This window comes from Arthrobacter sp. D3-18, assembly GCF_054408525.1.
Map to the genome: position 1 here is coordinate 1,118,597 of NZ_CP096440.1, position 16,200 is coordinate 1,134,796.

The following is a 16,200-nucleotide window of genomic DNA, read 5'->3' on the forward strand; positions in this document are numbered from 1 at the left end:
ATTAGCGAGATCATCGCGTGGCGGCTGCAGCAGCTTCCTTCAGGCACGGCTTGAGTCGCCTTATCTACTCCACAAGCTTTCCGGCGACCGAGTCCTCGGCGTGAGCCTCAGCCAAGGCCCGGAAGGAGTCTGGAGCCGGGGCCAACGTTTCGAAGCTGACACCTTCACCTGGTGACCAGACAAAGTTTCCCTGCAGTGCCGGATCCAGCGTTGGGTAGTCGGCCCGGTTGTGTGCTCCGCGCGTTTCGCGGCGTTCAAGAGCACACTCCAGGGTGGCTCGTGCAGCGAGGAGGGAACCTAGAAGGTCGTAGGCGTGGGCAAGATCGTCGAACCCCGCAATGTCCGGATGCGCTGTAACGAACTGCGCACGCCCCTCCAAATCATCCAGCTTGCCCAGTCCCGCCTGCAGCCCCTGCTCGGTGCGCACCACTCCGGCGTGCTCAGTCATCAGATTCCGCAGTTCACGCTGCAGCCGACGCGCCGACTCGGTACCTTTCCCGTTCAGCAGACTCTGCATTTCGTTGCGGGCAAGCCCGACTGCTGCGGGATCCCGGTGGACATCGCTGAGCGAACGTACGTATTCGGCCACATGCTCGCCGGTAATACGCCCGTAGACGAGCAGCTCAATCAAGGAGTTGCCTCCGAGGCGATTGGCTCCGTGCAACCCAGAGGATGCCTCTCCGATGGCATACAGTCCGTCCACTCCCGTTCGGTGATCCTCCGGTGCAACCCAGACCCCTCCCATCGAGTAGTGAGCGGTGGGCGCGATCTCCATCTTGGTAGTGGTGATGTCCAGCATCTGAAGGTCAATCAGTGTGCGATAGACCCTGGGTAGCTTTTCCATGATGGTCTCTCGGGGCAGGTGGGAGACGTCCAGGTAGACCCCGCCCTTCTCAGTCCCACGGCCCTCCGCAACCTCGGTGAATCCGGCCAGGGCCACGCGGTCCCGGGTGGAGAGTTCCATGCGCTCGGGGTCGTAACGTTCCATGAAGCGCTCGCCGAGTGCGTTGGTGAGGATGCCGCCTTCTCCGCGCGCCGCTTCGGACACCAAGGTGCCCGCGGCGTCGTCGGGCTCAAGCAGGCCGGAGGGATGGAACTGGACCAACTCGGCGTCGCGGATCCGGGCACCGGCCAGGGCAGCCAGACGGAAGGAGTCGCCGGTGTTCTCATCGCGTCGTGAGGAGGTGTGACGCCAGATGCGCGTGTGGCCGCCGGCGGCAAGGATGACAGCATCGGCGTTGATCTGTACGGGGGTGCCATCCACAATGTCGAAACCATAGGCCCCGAAGATCGTTCCGTCGGACACTAGTAGCCGGGTGATGTACACGGTGTCGATGATGGGTACGTTCAACTCTGCCGCCCGGCGCATCAGCGTCCGCTGGATCTCCAACCCGGTGTAGTCCCCGGCATAGGCGGTGCGGCGATACTTGTGAGCGCCGAAGAAGCGCTGGGAGATGCGCCCGTCTTCCTCGCGTGCGAACGGCATGCCCCACTGTTCAAGGTCCTCGATACCACGGGCCGCGTTCCGAGCTACCGTTTCCACGATGGTCGGGTCGGCAAGGAAGTACGACTCACGCAAGGTGTCCGCGGCGTGCTGTTCCCAGCTGTCTTCGGGATCCATGGTGCCCAAGGCAGCGTTGATGCCACCGGCGGCCAGGCTCGTGTGCGCATCATGCTTTCTGCGCTTACCCACAGCGAGCACCTGCACCCCTCGCTGGGCGAGCTCAATTGAGGCGCGCAACCCGGCGCCGCCGGTGCCGATGACCAGCACCGAAGTGGACATAAGACGTTCTGAAGCTGAAGAGAGGTTCATATCCACAACGGTAGGAGCCAACGGTCAATGTCTCCAATGAATTATTTGCCTCACCCCGATGCATTTATGCTATGACCATGAAACTGGACCAATTGCGCTCCTTTGAGACGGTGGCCCGACTAGGGCATTTCACCCGCGCGGCCGAGGAACTGTACCTCGCGCAACCGTCACTGAGCCGGCAGATCGCAGCACTGGAGGCTCATCTCGGTACGGAGCTCTTCCACCGTCGGCCTTCAGGGGTGACGCTGACAAATGCGGGGGAGTTACTCCTGCCCATTGCCCGCCGCATGCTTGGCGATGCACAGACTGCCCAGGACCAGATTCAGGAACTCGCAGGTTTGCGCCGTGGCCGCGTTCGCCTCGGCGCCCCGCCCACGTTGTGCGTCTCGTTGGTGGCCGATGTGCTGGCCGCTTTCCGCAGCGCTTATCCCGGCGTCGAGTTGCACATCACTGAGGGCGGTTCGCGTTTCCTGGTTGAGGCCCTCAACGAAAGCACGCTGGACCTGGCCTTGGTGGTCACTCGTGGTACGGGCCCCTCCGTGCCAGGCACTGAGCTGGTCCCGCTGCTATCCGAGGAGCTGGTGGTCATATCCGCTGCGAAATCAGGGTCACCGGAAGAGTTCACGCTGGAGGAATTGGCGCACGTGCCGCAAGTGGCGTTCAACCGCAGTTATGAGCTGCGCGTGGCCACCGATGCTGCATTCTCCGCCGCCGGTCTCGAACCCGTGATTGCCGTCGAGGGCGGGGAGATGGATGCCGTGCTTCGGTTCGTGGAACGCGGCTTGGGTGTCGCAGTGGTGCCGGCGATGGTGGTCATCGACCGGCCCGGGCTGCAGAGTGCACGTCTAGTGCGTCCCTCCCTGACGCGAACCGTCAACCTAGCGCGCCGCAACGACGTCGGACCTTCCGCGGCCGCCGCCGCTATGCAGCAGTTCATCTTCGACACCGTGGACCGGCTCGCGGCGCCAGGCACCGAGCTGTCGCGCCTGGTCACGGCGGCGCCACGTGACTGACCGGGAGACCTAAACAGCTTCCAAACGTCGACGACGGCGGCCGGCTGGCTTCAGCGCTCGCGTGCAGGGGTCCATGTCAATTTCAGAACACGTTCTGAATTATTGTGGGCGTTGCTCCTGCCGACTCACGTAGCGACCGGTCGGATCAGGCGAGCAGCCTCGGCTGTCCTTCGGCGTCGCGCCCCAGCCGTGCAAAGAGCATCAACACCAGCGCGGTTCCAGACATGACTCCGTCTGCAATGCCTGCGGGAAGGAGGAAGACCATCAGCGCAAGGGTGACAGCGCAATTGATCAGTGAGAGTCCGAGACCCCAGAGTCGGTTTCGCAGCAAGCCGATAGCGCCTAGAACACGGAGCGCAGCAAAAATGCCGCTCATGGCCATCATGAGGTACAGGTTTTCCTGCAAGTACGGCAGGGCGAAGACATCGGCTCGTTCAGAAATGACTTCCTGAGGGAGGCCGATGGCGAGCAGGACAATCAGCCCGACGAATACGGGCCCTTCCATAAGAATGCCCTGTGCCAGGAGTAGCGTGCCCGCCCACCGGTACTGCCGCCGTCGAGTTTGAAGGACCTTCACGCGTGCTTGTTCTGCACTTTTCCGGAAAGGAAGCTCGTGTCCTGCAGCGGAAAGGCCACGACAGCAACTTTCAGGGTTGGATCGAGCACTTCCCAAACGTCCGACACCAGGGATTCCCAACTGGACTCGATGTTGACTGCGGAGGGGTTTCCGTCAGCCCGTGGGGTGTCTACGTCACCCGAGTAGGTAGTGACAAGCTGTCCTTGCCCGGGGGCAGGGGCATCGATGTGTAAGGACCTGTGCTGGGTGATGCCTGGCCAGCGCGGGTCTGAGGCAGCTCCGGCTGTCACGAAACCATGGGCGCCTCCGGGAGTTAAAGAAGCTAGTCCCGTGATGCGTGGGGTGAAAATTGGTGGGTCGGGCTCGTAGTCGATTTTTCGATGAGCCTCATCGAAGGTGGCTCCAGCCTCTACGTCGTCCCATACATCCAGTACGTGCGTCCCGTTCCCCACCATCACCGCGCGGGAATTCCGAACGGCCGCCGTATAGTGCCGCAGTTCGTCTCGAGGACCATCGGTCAGATCCTGAACAACCACTGTGCTTTCTGCCAGCTGAATCCGCCGTTGTTGAGATGCGTGGCTCCTGCCAGTCAGCCAATACAGGCCGAAGGCTACGCCGCGAATATCGCTCCCGAGGACGAGGCCCCGACCGGGGTATTTGCGCTCAGAACAGATGGAAAGAAGTGAATTGGCCCCAGACATGGCTCCATAGTTGCACGGGCAAGCACCACTCCGGTTGTCGAGTATCCATAGATGAATCAGAATGACCAATCCCTGCTCCTGCCCGCTACGAACCATTCACATGACAAACCTAGGACCCCGGGCTAAAGGCCCCGCCATCATGGCCGCACTGGCAGGCGTGGTGTCGGCCGCCGTCGTTCTCGCCGTTGCAGAGCTGATCGGCGCATTCTTCACTGCCAGGGCAACCCCGGTGTTTGCGCTGGGGTCCACGTTCATCGACTTCACGCCGCCGTGGATGAAGGACTTCGCGATCGCCACGTTCGGTACCAATGACAAGGCTGCGCTGTTCGTAGGCATGGGCTTGACCATTGCAGTGCTCGCTTGCGTGTTGGGCGTAGTGGCTTACCGGAAGTGGGCTCTGGGTGTCCTCGGCGTGCTGTTCATGGGCGCAGTGATTGTGGCCTCTGTCTTGACTAGGGCTGGAGTAGGACCCGCCGACGCCATCCCTTCCGTGGTGGGAACCATCGCCGGCCTTGTAGTCCTGCGCCGGCTCTTGGTGCCGTTGTGGGGGTTGAAGGCCTGGCCGGAAGCTCCCGCTGACATAGCGGCCGACGTCGAAGATCAGGTTGGTGGCATCGGCACCAGCCGCCGTCGCTTCTTTGCTGCTGCCGGGATCACGGCGGTGGCCGCCGGAATCGCGGCGACTGGTGGGCGGCTGCTGGGTGCCGCGCGCAACAACATAGCCCAAGCCCGCGAGGCCCTCCGGCTACCGGCGCCGGCTAAGGCTGCGGCCGCGGTACCGGCGGGCGTCCAGTCCCCGGTGCCGGGAGTTACCTCCTGGCTGACGCCGAACAGCGAGTTCTACCGCATTGATACGGCCCTGAGTGTCCCGGAAATCAACATCGATGATTGGGAACTGCGAGTGCACGGAATGGTTGAGGAGGAGGTCACGCTCACCTTCCAGGACCTGCTCGACGCCGAGCTGATCGAATCGCACGTCACCCTCACCTGCGTATCGAACCCGGTGAGCGGAAAGCTGGTGGGAAATGCCAAGTGGCTGGGCCTCCCCATCCGCGACGTCCTGGCCAGAGCGAAACCCAAGGAGGGCGCGGACATGGTGCTCTCAAGGTCGATTGACGGCTTCAGCGCCTCCACTCCACTGGAGGTCCTGCAGGATGACCGCGATGCCATGCTGGCCATTGGCATGAACGATGAGCCGCTTCCCGTGGAGCACGGATTCCCCGTGCGGATGGTGGTTCCGGGCCTGTACGGATTCGTCTCCGCCACCAAGTGGGTGGTGGATTTGGAGGTCACCCGCTTCGCGGACAGTAAGGCTTACTGGACCGAGCGCGGCTGGTCAGAGCGTGGCCCCATCAAGACCATGGCGCGTGTGGACGTACCGGCGTCGTTCGCGAAAATGCCGGCAGGGAAGGTCGCCGTGGGCGGCACCGCATGGGCGCAGACGCGGGGAATCACCAAGGTGGAAGTCCAGATTGACGACGGCGATTGGGTGGAAGCAACGCTTTCCGACGAAGCTTCCGTGATCACGTGGCGCCAGTGGTCCTACGAATGGGACGCCACTCCCGGCATCCACTACGTCAAGGCCCGGGCTACCGACGGAACCGGCGAAACCCAGACGGACAAGCGCGCCGATCCTGTGCCAGACGGGGCCTCCGGCTGGCCGTCGGTGATGGTCACTGTGGAGTAACTGTTTGTTCGCCGGGGATACGGACGGTTCGCCAGGTGTCCACTGCAATGACTGCACTGAGCACGATAAGTGACAGTGACACCGACGCCACCGCATCACTGGCCCAGTGATAGCCCAGATAGAGCCGGCTGACCGCTGCCAGAAAAACAGCGATGATAGCGATCGCAAAACTAAGGATGGTGGCCTTGGGGTTCCGGTGCCGTGAGAAGACCAGGAAGGTAGTGACCAGCAGGAAGTCAGAGGCTCCGAGGACATGCCCCGAGGGAAATGAGTGAGTGTGGTCGACGCCGAACAACATGAGGTCAACAGGTGGCCGCTGCCGTCCCACGGACCTACCCACAAGCTGGGCCAGCCCCACACCGGTCAGCATCGCGGCGGCTAGGAGTGTCGGACGCCAGGCGTGCTTGGCCAGGACGCCCCAGGTCACGGTGACGACGAGGACGATGAGGGGCAGCGCTACCGGACCGAAGATGACGGCGAGAATGATCATCAACACGGTCAGCGTTTCCGAACGAATACTCAAGAGCCACTCTCGTGCCATGCCGTCGGCGCTGGCCAGCCCGTCGTTGTTCAGGACACCAATGAGAACTGCAAGGAACATCGCCGAGCCTGCGATGGCCAAGAGTGCTGCCACCCGGTACAGGGCTCTTCTCGCATGGGGCTCAACGTAGCGCTCTTCCACAACAAATTTCTCGTGAAAGACACCCCACCAACCCTTTTGTTCGCTAGCCATGGCTCAGTTTCAGGGCGGCAAGGTTGCCGCGTCAACGGAGAACTCCCGACCATTGTCGTGTGAGCGCGCTGCATGCAGCTAGTCTTAGTTCCACGCGAGACCGGGGGGAGCACGGATGAAACCAATAACTGTCGACGGCGGCAAAGGTGCGGTGGAACTCGATGGCGAAGGAGTTCTCCTCCTTGTTTGGTATCCGGGAACGGTTTTATCGGTCGATGACGTACGCGCGGCCATGACGAAGATCAACGAGGTCGCCGATGGTGCCGAGTACCCGATGTTGATCGACATAACGAACACCCAGGCGGTGACCCGTCAGGCCAAGTCCGCTTTCAGCACCCGGTGTGCTGCATCACGAATTGCCCTGCTTGGATCAAACCCGGTCAATCGGGTCATTGCTAACTTCGCCATGGCTCGTCGGACCCTGCCTTGTCCCACCAGGTTTTTCACCTCCCGGGACGAGGCCATGGCCTGGCTCAGTGCCCCACGTCCTTAACGTTCTCCCCGGTAGCTTCTAACGCATCTTGTGTGGCACAAGGGCCGGGCAAGATGTTGCTGGACGACGCCTCTATGGAAAACCATGTTTCTTTGCTAGATTGCTGCCGAACGTTTACTGCATGCCGAATACCCCGAGTGCGCGGGGACTGACCTGTTGGCCGTGATGGTGATGGTGAGGTGTGGAGTTGGAGAATACGACTGCCGCTTGGTCCGCGGACTTTGAGCAGCTCAGTGATCTGATTGTCGAAACAGAGGACATCAAAGCTTTTCTTGATGGGATGGCTTGTCTCGCAGCCACGGTAGTCACCCGTTCGGCCGGTACGCGTGTTGAATGCGCGGTGACCCTAGGCCGGCACAAGCGGCCCGGGACCATCGGCGGCAGCACGGACAGAGCCATGGTGTTGGAGCGCATCGAGCAAACGCTGGGGGAGGGGCCCTGCATTGATGCGTTGGTCAACGGCCGTCCGGTCCTTCTCGATGATGCCCACGCATCTCCCCAGTGGCATGATTACTGCGGCGCGCTGAGTGCGGCCTGCATGCGTAGCACCCTGGGGGTGCCCATGGTGCTGGAGGACGACGGCGTTGCCGTGCTGGTCTTCTTTGCCCCCGCGCCCGGCATCTTCACCCGTCAGGTCGTCGCGGAGGCGCTGACCTTTTCCGAGCTGGCGGGCAAAGCACTCCGCGTGGCGCTCCGGATAACGAGTCTGAATGAGCTTGCCGAACATCTTGATGCTGCCATTAAAAGCCGATCCGTCATCGACACCGCCTGCGGGGTGATCATCTCTCAGAACGGATGCACGCAAGACGAGGCCTTCGCCATTTTGCGCAAAGCATCTAGTGACAGGAACCAGAAGTTGCATGACCTGGCAGCTGCTTTGGTCCACGGCATAGGCCATCAACAAACTACTCCCGCCAGCGGTGGGGCTAATCGTCTAAAGCGTCCAGTGGCCAGGACCTGAAGTTCCGTTGTGCCGCGGTTCTGGGACCAGTGAATGGTTCACTGGACTATGACCATGGGCGAACTGCGCACCGCAATGACCGAAGACCTCGAGATTGCATACTATGACAACGGCCCGGCGGACGGACCAGTCGCGGTACTCCTCCACGGCTTTCCCTACGACGTGCTCAGCTTCGAGGCCGTTGTCCCCTTGTTGGCGGAGCGCGGGATCCGCTCCATCACTCCGTACCTGCGCGGCTACGGTCCCACCCGGTTCCGTAACGCCACGACGTTTCGCTCCGGCCAACAAGCGGCTGTCGGACAAGATCTGCTGGATCTCATCGATGCCCTCGAATTGCAGAGTCCAGTGGTCGCCGGGTATGACTGGGGCGGCCGGGCGGCCTGCATTGCCGCAGCCGTGCGCCCCCAGGGCATAGCCGGTCTCGTGACTGTCGGGGGCTACGCAATCCAGGACATCGCCGCGTCGGTCGAGCCAGCGGCCCCTTTAGACGAGTATCGGGACTGGTACCAGTGGTATTTCAACACCGATCGCGGACGCGCCGGGCTCGAGGCGAACCGCGAGGAATTGTGCCGCCTGCTCTGGCAATTTTGGTCACCGGAATGGGCCGAGGCTGAAGACGCCTTCACCTCCAGCAGTCCCAGCCTGCACAACCCCGACTTCGTTGATGTCGCGGTACATTCTTATCGCCACCGCCATCGTGCCGCGGTTGGTGACGATCGGTTTTGGGAGCTCGAAGCATTTCTTGCGAAGTCGCCGCCCATCTCGGTACCAACCATTTCGCTCGACGCTCTGGCCGACGGGTTCGGGCCAGACGACTCTGAGCGGGATCGGCAGCATTTCGTCGATGCTTTCGAAATCCGCAGGCTACCGGGAATAGGCCACAACGTGCCTCAAGAGGCGCCGCGGGCGTTCGCCAACACTATCGCCGACCTTCTGACTGCGTCTCCTTGAGGGGACAGATAACGCGTACGACGGCGTTGCTGCCGCCAACGAACTGACTACACCTTCCCGCCGTCGGGCTTCCTTCCAAGAACTACAGCAGAGGCCTCAGGCCGACATCCCGCGCAGCAGGAATCTGCTGCTGTCGCGTCTGCATCCTTGTTGTTCACGGTTACCGTGATGGCTGTTTGCGACGAGGGCGTCTTGATGGGTGCGCAGCAAGTGTCACCTCGCCAAGCGTTGATACCTTCCCGGACAGCGATGCCTGCGATGACCAGTGCCGCTCCGGCGTCGGCCCACCACCAACCCCGCGTGCTGTTCAGAACCAAGCCAATCAGCAGAACGGCTGAGAGATAGGTGCAGAGCAGGGTCTGTTTCGAATCGGCGACGGCGGTCTTGGAGCCGAGCTCGCGTCCGGCGCGGCGCTGTGCCCGTGAGAGGACAGGCATGATTGCCAGGCTCAGGGCGGCAATGACGATGCCGGGGGTGGAATGCTGCGCTTCCCCGGCTCCAGTGAGCGAGCGGACGGCGTCGAATGTCACGAACGCGGCGAGGGCGAAGAAGGAGAAGGCAATGATCCGCAATGTGAGGTGCTCGCGCCGTTCCGGATCCTTGCTCGCGAACTGCCACGAAAGAGTCAACGCGGAAGTGACTTCGATGATCGAGTCCAGTCCAAAACCGATGAGTGCCGAAGAGTCTGCAACACCGCCCGCCCACAATGCGACAACAGCCTCGATGACGTTGTAACTGATGGTCGCGGCTGCGAACAGTCGGATACGCCGCATGAGGATCAGTCGGCGCTCGGGCGCCATAAGCGTCAGTGCGGGGCTCATGTCAGGCATGTCCCGTCGGGTGCGCAGCAAGCCGGGTCGACGGCGAGGACTACGCCTACCAGGTCCTTGATCGCGTGACCCAGCCGTGCATCGGCGAGCTCGTATCGTGTCCGTCGGCCGTCCGGGACTGCAACAACCAAGCCGCACCCGCGCAAACAGGTGAGGTGGTTGGACATGCTCTGACGGGAGACGCCAATTGCGTCCGCCAAGTCAGATGGATAGGAGGGAGACTCTGCGAGTGCCAAGAGAACTTGGGCGCGCGTGGGATCCGAGATCGCGTAACCGAAGCGGGCTAGCACAGGCGCATGCGTAAGGGCTTCCATGACATAGAGAGTACATCTAAGGCTGTATTCATCCAAGGCTGTATTCAGAAGCCGGAGTGAACCCATCGGTTAGCGCGGTCGGAATCTGATCCGTAGGCAGTTCCGCTGGAGCGGTGATCCGTCTACGCTGGAAGTTACTAAGTACCCTTCCTATTTAGGAGGCTCTGATGCGAGGGGTTTCAGCGTTGGGAATGTTGGCGGTCGGGGCGTTGGCTTTAGCCGGGTGCACAGGTGGTGGGGGTGGCGCAGCAAGCCCCTCCGCTAGCCCGCCGTCGTCGGCGTCGGAGTCGGCCCAAGCCAAGGTCTACACGGAGGATGAGTTACGGGACCTCATCTCCGGCATGAAAGATGGAGACGGTAACGAGCTCAAGCTCTACTCAAAGGATCAGGTGGACCAAGGCAGCAACGTCGCCAACCTGCTCCTGAGTACCGCTACCGTCGATCCCGGGGACTGCAAGGACATCGCCACTGCGGGGCTGATGGACACGGTTGAAAAGGGAGACATTGCCGTCGCGCTGTCTGAGGGCGAGCAGCCCAGGTCCCTGTCTGCACAGTCCGGCAGCGAGGGGCCGGAGGCCGATAAGGTTCTCCAGGACATCAGTGCCAAGATGGACGGCTGCGAGAAGTTCACGGTGAAAACTCTTGCCGGTACCTATGACGTCACCAGTGAGAAACTTCAAGCTGAGACGAACGCCCAGGAAACGTTTGGAACAATCAGCAGCCGTTCGGGCGAAACCCAGCAGAAGCTGATGCAAGTGTCCGCCGCGGAGGGGAGATTGCTGATCGTGGCCACCAAGAGCGGGGCAACTCTGGGTGATCCTGATCAGAAGGAGCTTGAGGATTTGATCAACCAGGTCCTTGAGAAAGCTGAAGGCGGCAGCGGAACGAGCAGCCCGATGCCAAGCAGCTCTTCGAGCAGCCCGTCGGCGCCGGCTCCTTCGTCGCCATCGGAATCTACATCCTCGTCTTCTCCTGAGGTGACACCGACAACGACTGCCACAGAGGATAGCGACACTTCCTCGCCTTCGCCAAGCCCGTCGCCTTAGGTCCTTGGGGCATGCCGCCGACCGATGAAGTAGTTCCGGTTGGACTTCGCCCGCCGGTCGAGGTTGCGCTAGCGAAGGCTATGAAGGGCGTCCCTGCGACTTCAGCGTTGCCCGGTTTGACGCTTTTTGAACCTAAGCTCGATGGGTACCGACTCGTCATCTTCCGAGCAGAGGGACGGTCGACCCTATGGTCGCGCCAAGGCAAAGAGCTGACCAAATACTTCCCGGAGCTGGAGAGCGCGGCAGCAGAAATGATCCCCGATGGCTGTGTCATCGATGGGGAAGCCGTGGTGTGGTCTGAGGGACGGCTGAACTTTGAGGCCTTGCAGCGGCGATTGTCGGCTGGCCGAGAAGGACTCCTCGCCCTTGTCAGTGCGCTGCCGGCCAGTTTCATTGGCTTTGATGTCCTTGGGGTGGCAGGCCGTGACGCTCGGAATCTCCCGTTGAAGGACCGCCGGGCACTGTTGGAAGAGCTGGCAACAGTTTGGGTTCCTCCCCTGTCTGTGTCGCCTCAGACAACAGATCGGGAGCTGGCCAAGGCGTGGTTCGAAGATCGGGCAGCTGCCGGATACGAAGGACTGGTGGCCAAGAGCAGTATCCAGCCCTACATGGGCGGGAAGAGAATCTGGTTGAAATCCAAGAAGCGGTCTGAGCTGGACGTGGTGTGTGGAGCCGTTATCGGGCCAATGGACCGGCCCACTGAGATCGTGGCAGGACTGCCCATAGCCGATGAGTTGCGCATCGTCGGGCGCAGCTCCCCGCTGAAACCGGCAGATAGCCGCGCCCTGTCCCGATGGCTCCGCCCGCCGGCGGGCGCTCATCCCTGGCCTTCCACGGTCAAAGGGACCACCCTTGACAGGTTCAACCGCGATGCCTCTCCCGTGGAGCTGACGCTGGTGGGACCTGTCGTGGTTGAGGTCACCGCCGACGCAGCGTGGTCCGGACGTTCATTCCGCCATGCCCTCCGCTACCGCAGAGTCCGTCCGGAGTTGAATCCAGGTGAGGTCCAGTTTCCGTCGTATCTCCAGATTCAATAGGCCTCTAGCGCTGCGGTGACTCGCAGGTGCCTGCGGGACCTCATAGGACGCTCGGCCCCTAATGGTGCCGGGCCAGGTGTTACGCTCGGCACAGCTTATAGGTATACGAATTCAGGGGGAACATGAAGACTTTTCGTGTGCTGGCGATCAAAACGGCGGCTTTTGCCGCTCTAGTCGTCGGTTCAACAATGTTGAGCGTAGCTCCGGCCACGGCGGCACCGACGTCGGAGCCAAGCCCGTGGGTCCCTCCGATTTATGGCGCACCGCACGTTGGGTCAGAGCTGGCCTTAGGGAAAAAAGTCTCCGGACAGTGCTCCAACCCACCGGCCTATCCCCGACCTGAGTTTGTCATTGAGTGGCTGAGCAACGGTGTCCCGTTGCCTGCCGAACGTCAAGGCGATGTCCTCAAGCTGACGCCCGAGGACCGGGGTAACCGCATCTCAATACACGTTCACCTGACTTGCGAAGAACCCAGGGACTACTACAGCGCCGAGACGGCACCCATTGCTGCATCGAACCGCGCAACGGGCTGGACCAACCGTGGACACTACGAGCTTCTTGGCCGCACTCACGCCGGCGACCTTATTCTCTACCCGCGGACCTACGAAGCAGATTATCGATTCAAGGACATGTCAACGGAAGCCCTGCACTACGACGGCTCGTGGGATGAGCCAAGAGTGGTCGGCACGGGCTGGAACATCTTCAACTTCGTGTTCTCCCCGGGAGACTTCGACGGGGACGGGTACAACGACGTCCTTGGTCGGGACAGTGCCGGGAAACTGTTTCTCTACCCTGGTGACGGCGACGGCGGCTGGCTCCCTCCTAAGCAGGTGGGTGCCGGGTGGCAGATCTTCGATTCCATTATTGGCGCCGGGGATTTCAGCGGTGACGGCAACAACGATGTTCTCGGCCGTGACAGCGCAGGCCGACTCTTCCTTTACCCCGGTGACGGTAACGGTGGCTGGCTTCCTCCTTCACAGGTCGGCTCAGGCTGGCAGATCTTCGACAAGATCGTTCCAGCGGGCGACACAGGTGCCGATGCAGCCGTGGACATCTTCGCCCGGGACCGAGCAGGCGTCCTCCATCAATATCCAGCCAACGGACAAGGCGGCTGGAAATCCCCAGTTGTTGCGGGCTATGGATGGAGTGTCATGAATGAAATCATCGGTGCCGGGGACTTCAGCCCAGGAGAAAGCTATGCCTTTCGCGAATCCACAGCTGACATCACGGGGATCGATCAGGAAGGTGACCTACACCTGTACGGCGGCGCACAGCCCACCGGGCTCTACGACGGGGACGTCATCGGCACCGGCTGGGACATCTTCAAAAACCTCATCTGATCTTAAGACTCAAAACCAGATAGGTAGCAGCATCCAGGGACCCTTCTCAACAGAAAAGGGTCCCTGGATGTTGCTAGAGGAATATCGACGTCCCCGAATAAGGGACTCCGCCAGGTGTACGTCCGGAGTTGAATCCGGACGACGTCACTTCGCCATTTGATATCGGTTGACGGCCCGTGACCCTGCTGCCCCGGGCATGGAGCGGATGCGTTTCTCGGGATCGCATGAGCGGACAGAAGGACGGACCCGAACACTGATGCCGGGCCCGTCCTTCTATCTGTCTGGAGTTCAGATTTCGGTGGGCTGCGCTTGGGCGGCAGCCTGCTTCGCTGACCGTGGATCGTCCCCGTTTGGCTGCTGGGACTCAATGGATCCGGCTGGCTGGTCTTCGCGGTCTTGGAGACGCATTTCTGGTGGTTCCTCGCGGAATCCTTTGGTGAGGAAGACGAGGTAGAGGATACCCAGACCGATCCAGCAGCAGCCGATGGTGATCGCGATTGGGCTCAGTTGAGTAAGCAGGTAAATGTCAACTGCGGCACCGAGCACGGGAAGAACAATGAAACTGACGATTGAAAGGTTGGTGCCGCGTCTGCGGCTTCGGATGAAGTAGGCGATGACGCAGAGGTTGACGGTGGCGAAAGCTAGAAAGGCCCCGAAGTTGATGAAAGAAGTCGCGATTTCCAGAGAGATATTCAGGGCCAGGGTGGCCATGGCACCGACAAGGAGCAGGTTGAAGATGGGGGTTTTGGTTCGGGGATGAAGGCGTCCGAAGAGCCGTCGGGGAAGGACGCCATCCCGGCCCATGACATAGAGGAGCCGGCTGGTGCTGGCCTGAATGGCGAGCCCGGATGCAAACCCGCCGACGATGAAGAGGATGTTGGTGATGTTGGCGTAGAACTGCCCACCGACGAGAACCTGCATGGCGTACGCCGCGGTCGCCGCTTCCTCAAAGTCTCCGCCGGGGTGAACGAGCTGCATGATGTAGGAGACCGCGACGAAGAGTATTCCGCCGACGAGGACGGTCAGGAGGATCGCCCGGGGAATGTTTCGCTTGGCGTCTTTGGTCTCTTCGCTGAGGGTGCTGACGGCGTCGAATCCGAGGAAGGCGTAGGCAGCGATAGCTGCTGCCGCAGCGACACTGCTGACCGTCGTGGCACTGTTCCAGAAGGGCTCAGTCAACGACGTCGGCGGGTTTCCGCCGAGGTAGGCCAAGCAGTAGGCGATGAAGATCCCGATGACGGTTACGACCAGAAGGGTAAGCGTCTTGTTCACCCTATCGGTGAGCACGATTCCAGTGATGTTGATGAGAGTTGTCAGCCCTGCGTTCAGAGCTAGCCAGGCCCAGACGGGAATGTCAGGAAACTGAGCTGCGAGGTAGAACGACTGGAAAAGCCAAGCCACGGTGGGAAGGAAGAGATAGTCGAGGAGGATTGCCCACCCCACCAGGAAGCCGACGCGGGAATCGAGCAGCCGACGGGCGTAGACGTAGGCCGAACCCGAGTTCGGAAAGATCTTGGCCATCTTCGCGTAGCTGAGGGCAGTCAGGAGCATGGCGGCAGTGGCTAGGGCGAATGCTGTCGGGGCCGTTCCATCGCTGGTGGAGGAAATCACGCCGAAGATCGACATTACGATTCCCGGAGCCATATAGGCCAGGCCGAATACGACCACCGACAGCAGGGATAGCTTGGGGGTAAGTTTGATGTTCTCAGCGGACATTAGCGTTTCCTTAGGCTGGGGCAGTGCTGAGGTTGGTCTGGGTTGCGGAGGAGTTGGTCTGCCGCCACAGGTGAGGATCAAGCTGGCCCGCGTATAACGGCAGCGGAATGGTGTCGTCGCTTTCATCAAACTGATCCCAGGGGCGGGTAACGCCCGCTGTGCCATGCTGACGGACATTTCGTACTTGATCCAGGTCGATCACATCGACCAAGGTTGTGTCTTCTGGCCCGTTGGCAGAGATTCGTACGCGGCCTTCAGGATCAACCAGAAGACTCCGTCCGACCCCGTGGGGTCCGGCTGCGTTCACACTCGCAACGAAGTTCTGGTTGACGATCGCGTTCGCTTGGCCGATAACAACTTCCTGAACACGATCGTTGGTTGGAGTCTGGACAACATTGAGGACGAGCTCTGCCCCCATCCATGCCAGATGCCTGCTGTGTTCGGGGAACCATGCGTCGTAGCAAATCGACAAACCGACGCGGCCGTAGCCGGTCATTTCGAAGACCACGAAGTCCTTGCCCGAACAAACCCTCTCATAGGGCTTCCAAGGAAAGATCTTTCGGTACGAGGCTATAGCTTTGCCTTCCGGGGAGTAGACAACGGCAGTGTTGTAGATACGCCCGTCCATGCCTCGTTCAAGCACGCTCCCAGGCAGGAGCCAGATCCCAAGGTCTCCGGCAAGCTCGGCAAGAGTGCGCCCGCGCGGGCCATCAAGAGGTTCGGCCGAGGCTTCCATGTAGGCCTGCCTGTCCTCGGGGCCGGGAGAGTGTGCCGTGTTCAAGTGGAGCTCCGGGTAAACGAAAAGGTCTGCGACCGCATGCGCTTTGACCCTTCGCTCGAGACCAGCAGCAAAATCAGTCAAGGACTCAGCAGGTGATTGCACAAGAGCCAGTGGGAGGAGGCGGGTCATAACAGTGATAATCCTTGCGTTGGGGGGTTTCTTAAATAAAGATTAATTAACTAACCCGGGTGTGTCAAGGGTCACTTT

General features: G+C 61.1%; 16 protein-coding genes. 8 read left to right on the forward strand and 8 right to left on the reverse strand.

What is annotated here, in order from left to right:
• Positions 1 to 64: 64 nt before the first annotated feature.
• Positions 65 to 1,813, reverse strand: a complete 1,749-nt coding sequence (locus tag M1D89_RS07290; protein WP_498649378.1) for an L-aspartate oxidase — start codon at positions 1,811 to 1,813, stop codon at positions 65 to 67.
• Positions 1,814 to 1,884: 71 nt separating this feature from the next.
• On the opposite strand from M1D89_RS07290, the gene M1D89_RS07295 reads away from it, so the two are divergent.
• The gene (locus tag M1D89_RS07295; protein ID WP_498649380.1) at positions 1,885 to 2,826 is read left to right on the forward strand and encodes a LysR family transcriptional regulator; all 942 of its coding nucleotides are present in this window, start codon (positions 1,885 to 1,887) and stop codon (positions 2,824 to 2,826) included.
• Positions 2,827 to 2,971: 145 nt separating this feature from the next.
• On the opposite strand, the gene M1D89_RS07300 is transcribed toward M1D89_RS07295, so the two are convergent.
• Entirely contained in the window at positions 2,972 to 3,403 is a 432-nt protein-coding gene (locus tag M1D89_RS07300; RefSeq protein WP_498649381.1) for a hypothetical protein, read from the reverse strand.
• Entirely contained in the window at positions 3,400 to 4,104 is a 705-nt protein-coding gene (locus M1D89_RS07305) for an IMP cyclohydrolase (RefSeq protein WP_498649383.1), read from the reverse strand. The genes M1D89_RS07300 and M1D89_RS07305 overlap by 4 nt, the downstream gene beginning before the upstream one ends.
• 100 nt (positions 4,105 to 4,204) lie before the next feature.
• On the opposite strand from M1D89_RS07305, the gene M1D89_RS07310 reads away from it, so the two are divergent.
• Positions 4,205 to 5,791 carry a molybdopterin-dependent oxidoreductase gene (locus M1D89_RS07310; RefSeq protein WP_498649385.1) on the forward strand — a complete coding sequence of 529 codons (1,587 nt, stop codon included), beginning with the start codon at positions 4,205 to 4,207 and terminating at the stop codon, positions 5,789 to 5,791.
• Here the strand turns inward: M1D89_RS07310 and M1D89_RS07315 are convergent.
• Complete coding sequence (locus tag M1D89_RS07315) at positions 5,778 to 6,524, reverse strand: phosphatase PAP2 family protein (RefSeq protein ID WP_498649387.1); 747 nt, start codon at positions 6,522 to 6,524, stop codon at positions 5,778 to 5,780. The two genes, M1D89_RS07310 and M1D89_RS07315, sit on opposite strands and share 14 nt — an antisense overlap.
• 115 nt (positions 6,525 to 6,639) lie before the next feature.
• On the opposite strand from M1D89_RS07315, the gene M1D89_RS07320 reads away from it, so the two are divergent.
• The 3 genes from M1D89_RS07320 (at position 6,640) to M1D89_RS07330 (ending at position 8,929) form a co-directional block, all read left to right on the forward strand.
• Complete coding sequence (locus M1D89_RS07320; RefSeq protein WP_498649389.1) at positions 6,640 to 7,017, forward strand: SpoIIAA family protein; 378 nt, start codon at positions 6,640 to 6,642, stop codon at positions 7,015 to 7,017.
• A gap of 187 nt (positions 7,018 to 7,204) precedes the next feature.
• Positions 7,205 to 7,978, forward strand: a complete 774-nt coding sequence (locus tag M1D89_RS07325) for a GAF and ANTAR domain-containing protein (protein WP_498649392.1) — start codon at positions 7,205 to 7,207, stop codon at positions 7,976 to 7,978.
• A gap of 33 nt (positions 7,979 to 8,011) precedes the next feature.
• Positions 8,012 to 8,929, forward strand: coding sequence for an alpha/beta fold hydrolase (locus tag M1D89_RS07330; protein ID WP_498649395.1), 918 nt, complete (start codon positions 8,012 to 8,014; stop codon positions 8,927 to 8,929).
• 47 nt (positions 8,930 to 8,976) lie between these two features.
• Here the strand turns inward: M1D89_RS07330 and M1D89_RS07335 are convergent, their stop codons facing one another.
• Together M1D89_RS07335 and M1D89_RS07340 are read right to left on the reverse strand one after the other, a co-directional pair.
• Positions 8,977 to 9,750, reverse strand: a complete 774-nt coding sequence (locus M1D89_RS07335; protein WP_498649397.1) for a cation efflux transmembrane domain-containing protein — start codon at positions 9,748 to 9,750, stop codon at positions 8,977 to 8,979.
• Positions 9,747 to 10,073, reverse strand: a complete 327-nt coding sequence (locus M1D89_RS07340; RefSeq protein ID WP_498649399.1) for an ArsR/SmtB family transcription factor — start codon at positions 10,071 to 10,073, stop codon at positions 9,747 to 9,749. The genes M1D89_RS07335 and M1D89_RS07340 overlap by 4 nt, the downstream gene beginning before the upstream one ends.
• A gap of 167 nt (positions 10,074 to 10,240) precedes the next feature.
• On the opposite strand from M1D89_RS07340, the gene M1D89_RS07345 reads away from it, so the two are divergent.
• The 3 genes from M1D89_RS07345 (at position 10,241) to M1D89_RS07355 (ending at position 13,496) form a co-directional block, all read left to right on the forward strand.
• On the forward strand, positions 10,241 to 11,119 hold the full coding sequence (locus tag M1D89_RS07345) for a hypothetical protein (protein ID WP_498649401.1): 879 nt from the start codon (positions 10,241 to 10,243) through the stop codon (positions 11,117 to 11,119).
• An 11-nt stretch (positions 11,120 to 11,130) separates the two neighbouring features.
• On the forward strand, positions 11,131 to 12,156 hold the full coding sequence (locus tag M1D89_RS07350) for an ATP-dependent DNA ligase (RefSeq protein WP_498649403.1): 1,026 nt from the start codon (positions 11,131 to 11,133) through the stop codon (positions 12,154 to 12,156).
• A gap of 122 nt (positions 12,157 to 12,278) precedes the next feature.
• Entirely contained in the window at positions 12,279 to 13,496 is a 1,218-nt protein-coding gene (locus M1D89_RS07355; protein WP_498649404.1) for an FG-GAP repeat domain-containing protein, read from the forward strand.
• A gap of 288 nt (positions 13,497 to 13,784) precedes the next feature.
• On the opposite strand, the gene M1D89_RS07360 is transcribed toward M1D89_RS07355, so the two are convergent.
• Positions 13,785 to 15,212 (reverse strand): APC family permease, encoded by a 1,428-nt coding sequence (locus M1D89_RS07360; RefSeq protein ID WP_498649406.1) that lies wholly within the window; start codon positions 15,210 to 15,212, stop codon positions 13,785 to 13,787.
• 10 nt (positions 15,213 to 15,222) lie between these two features.
• Entirely contained in the window at positions 15,223 to 16,122 is a 900-nt protein-coding gene (locus M1D89_RS07365) for a carbon-nitrogen hydrolase family protein (protein ID WP_498649408.1), read from the reverse strand.
• Between the last annotated feature and the right edge of the window lie 78 nt (positions 16,123 to 16,200).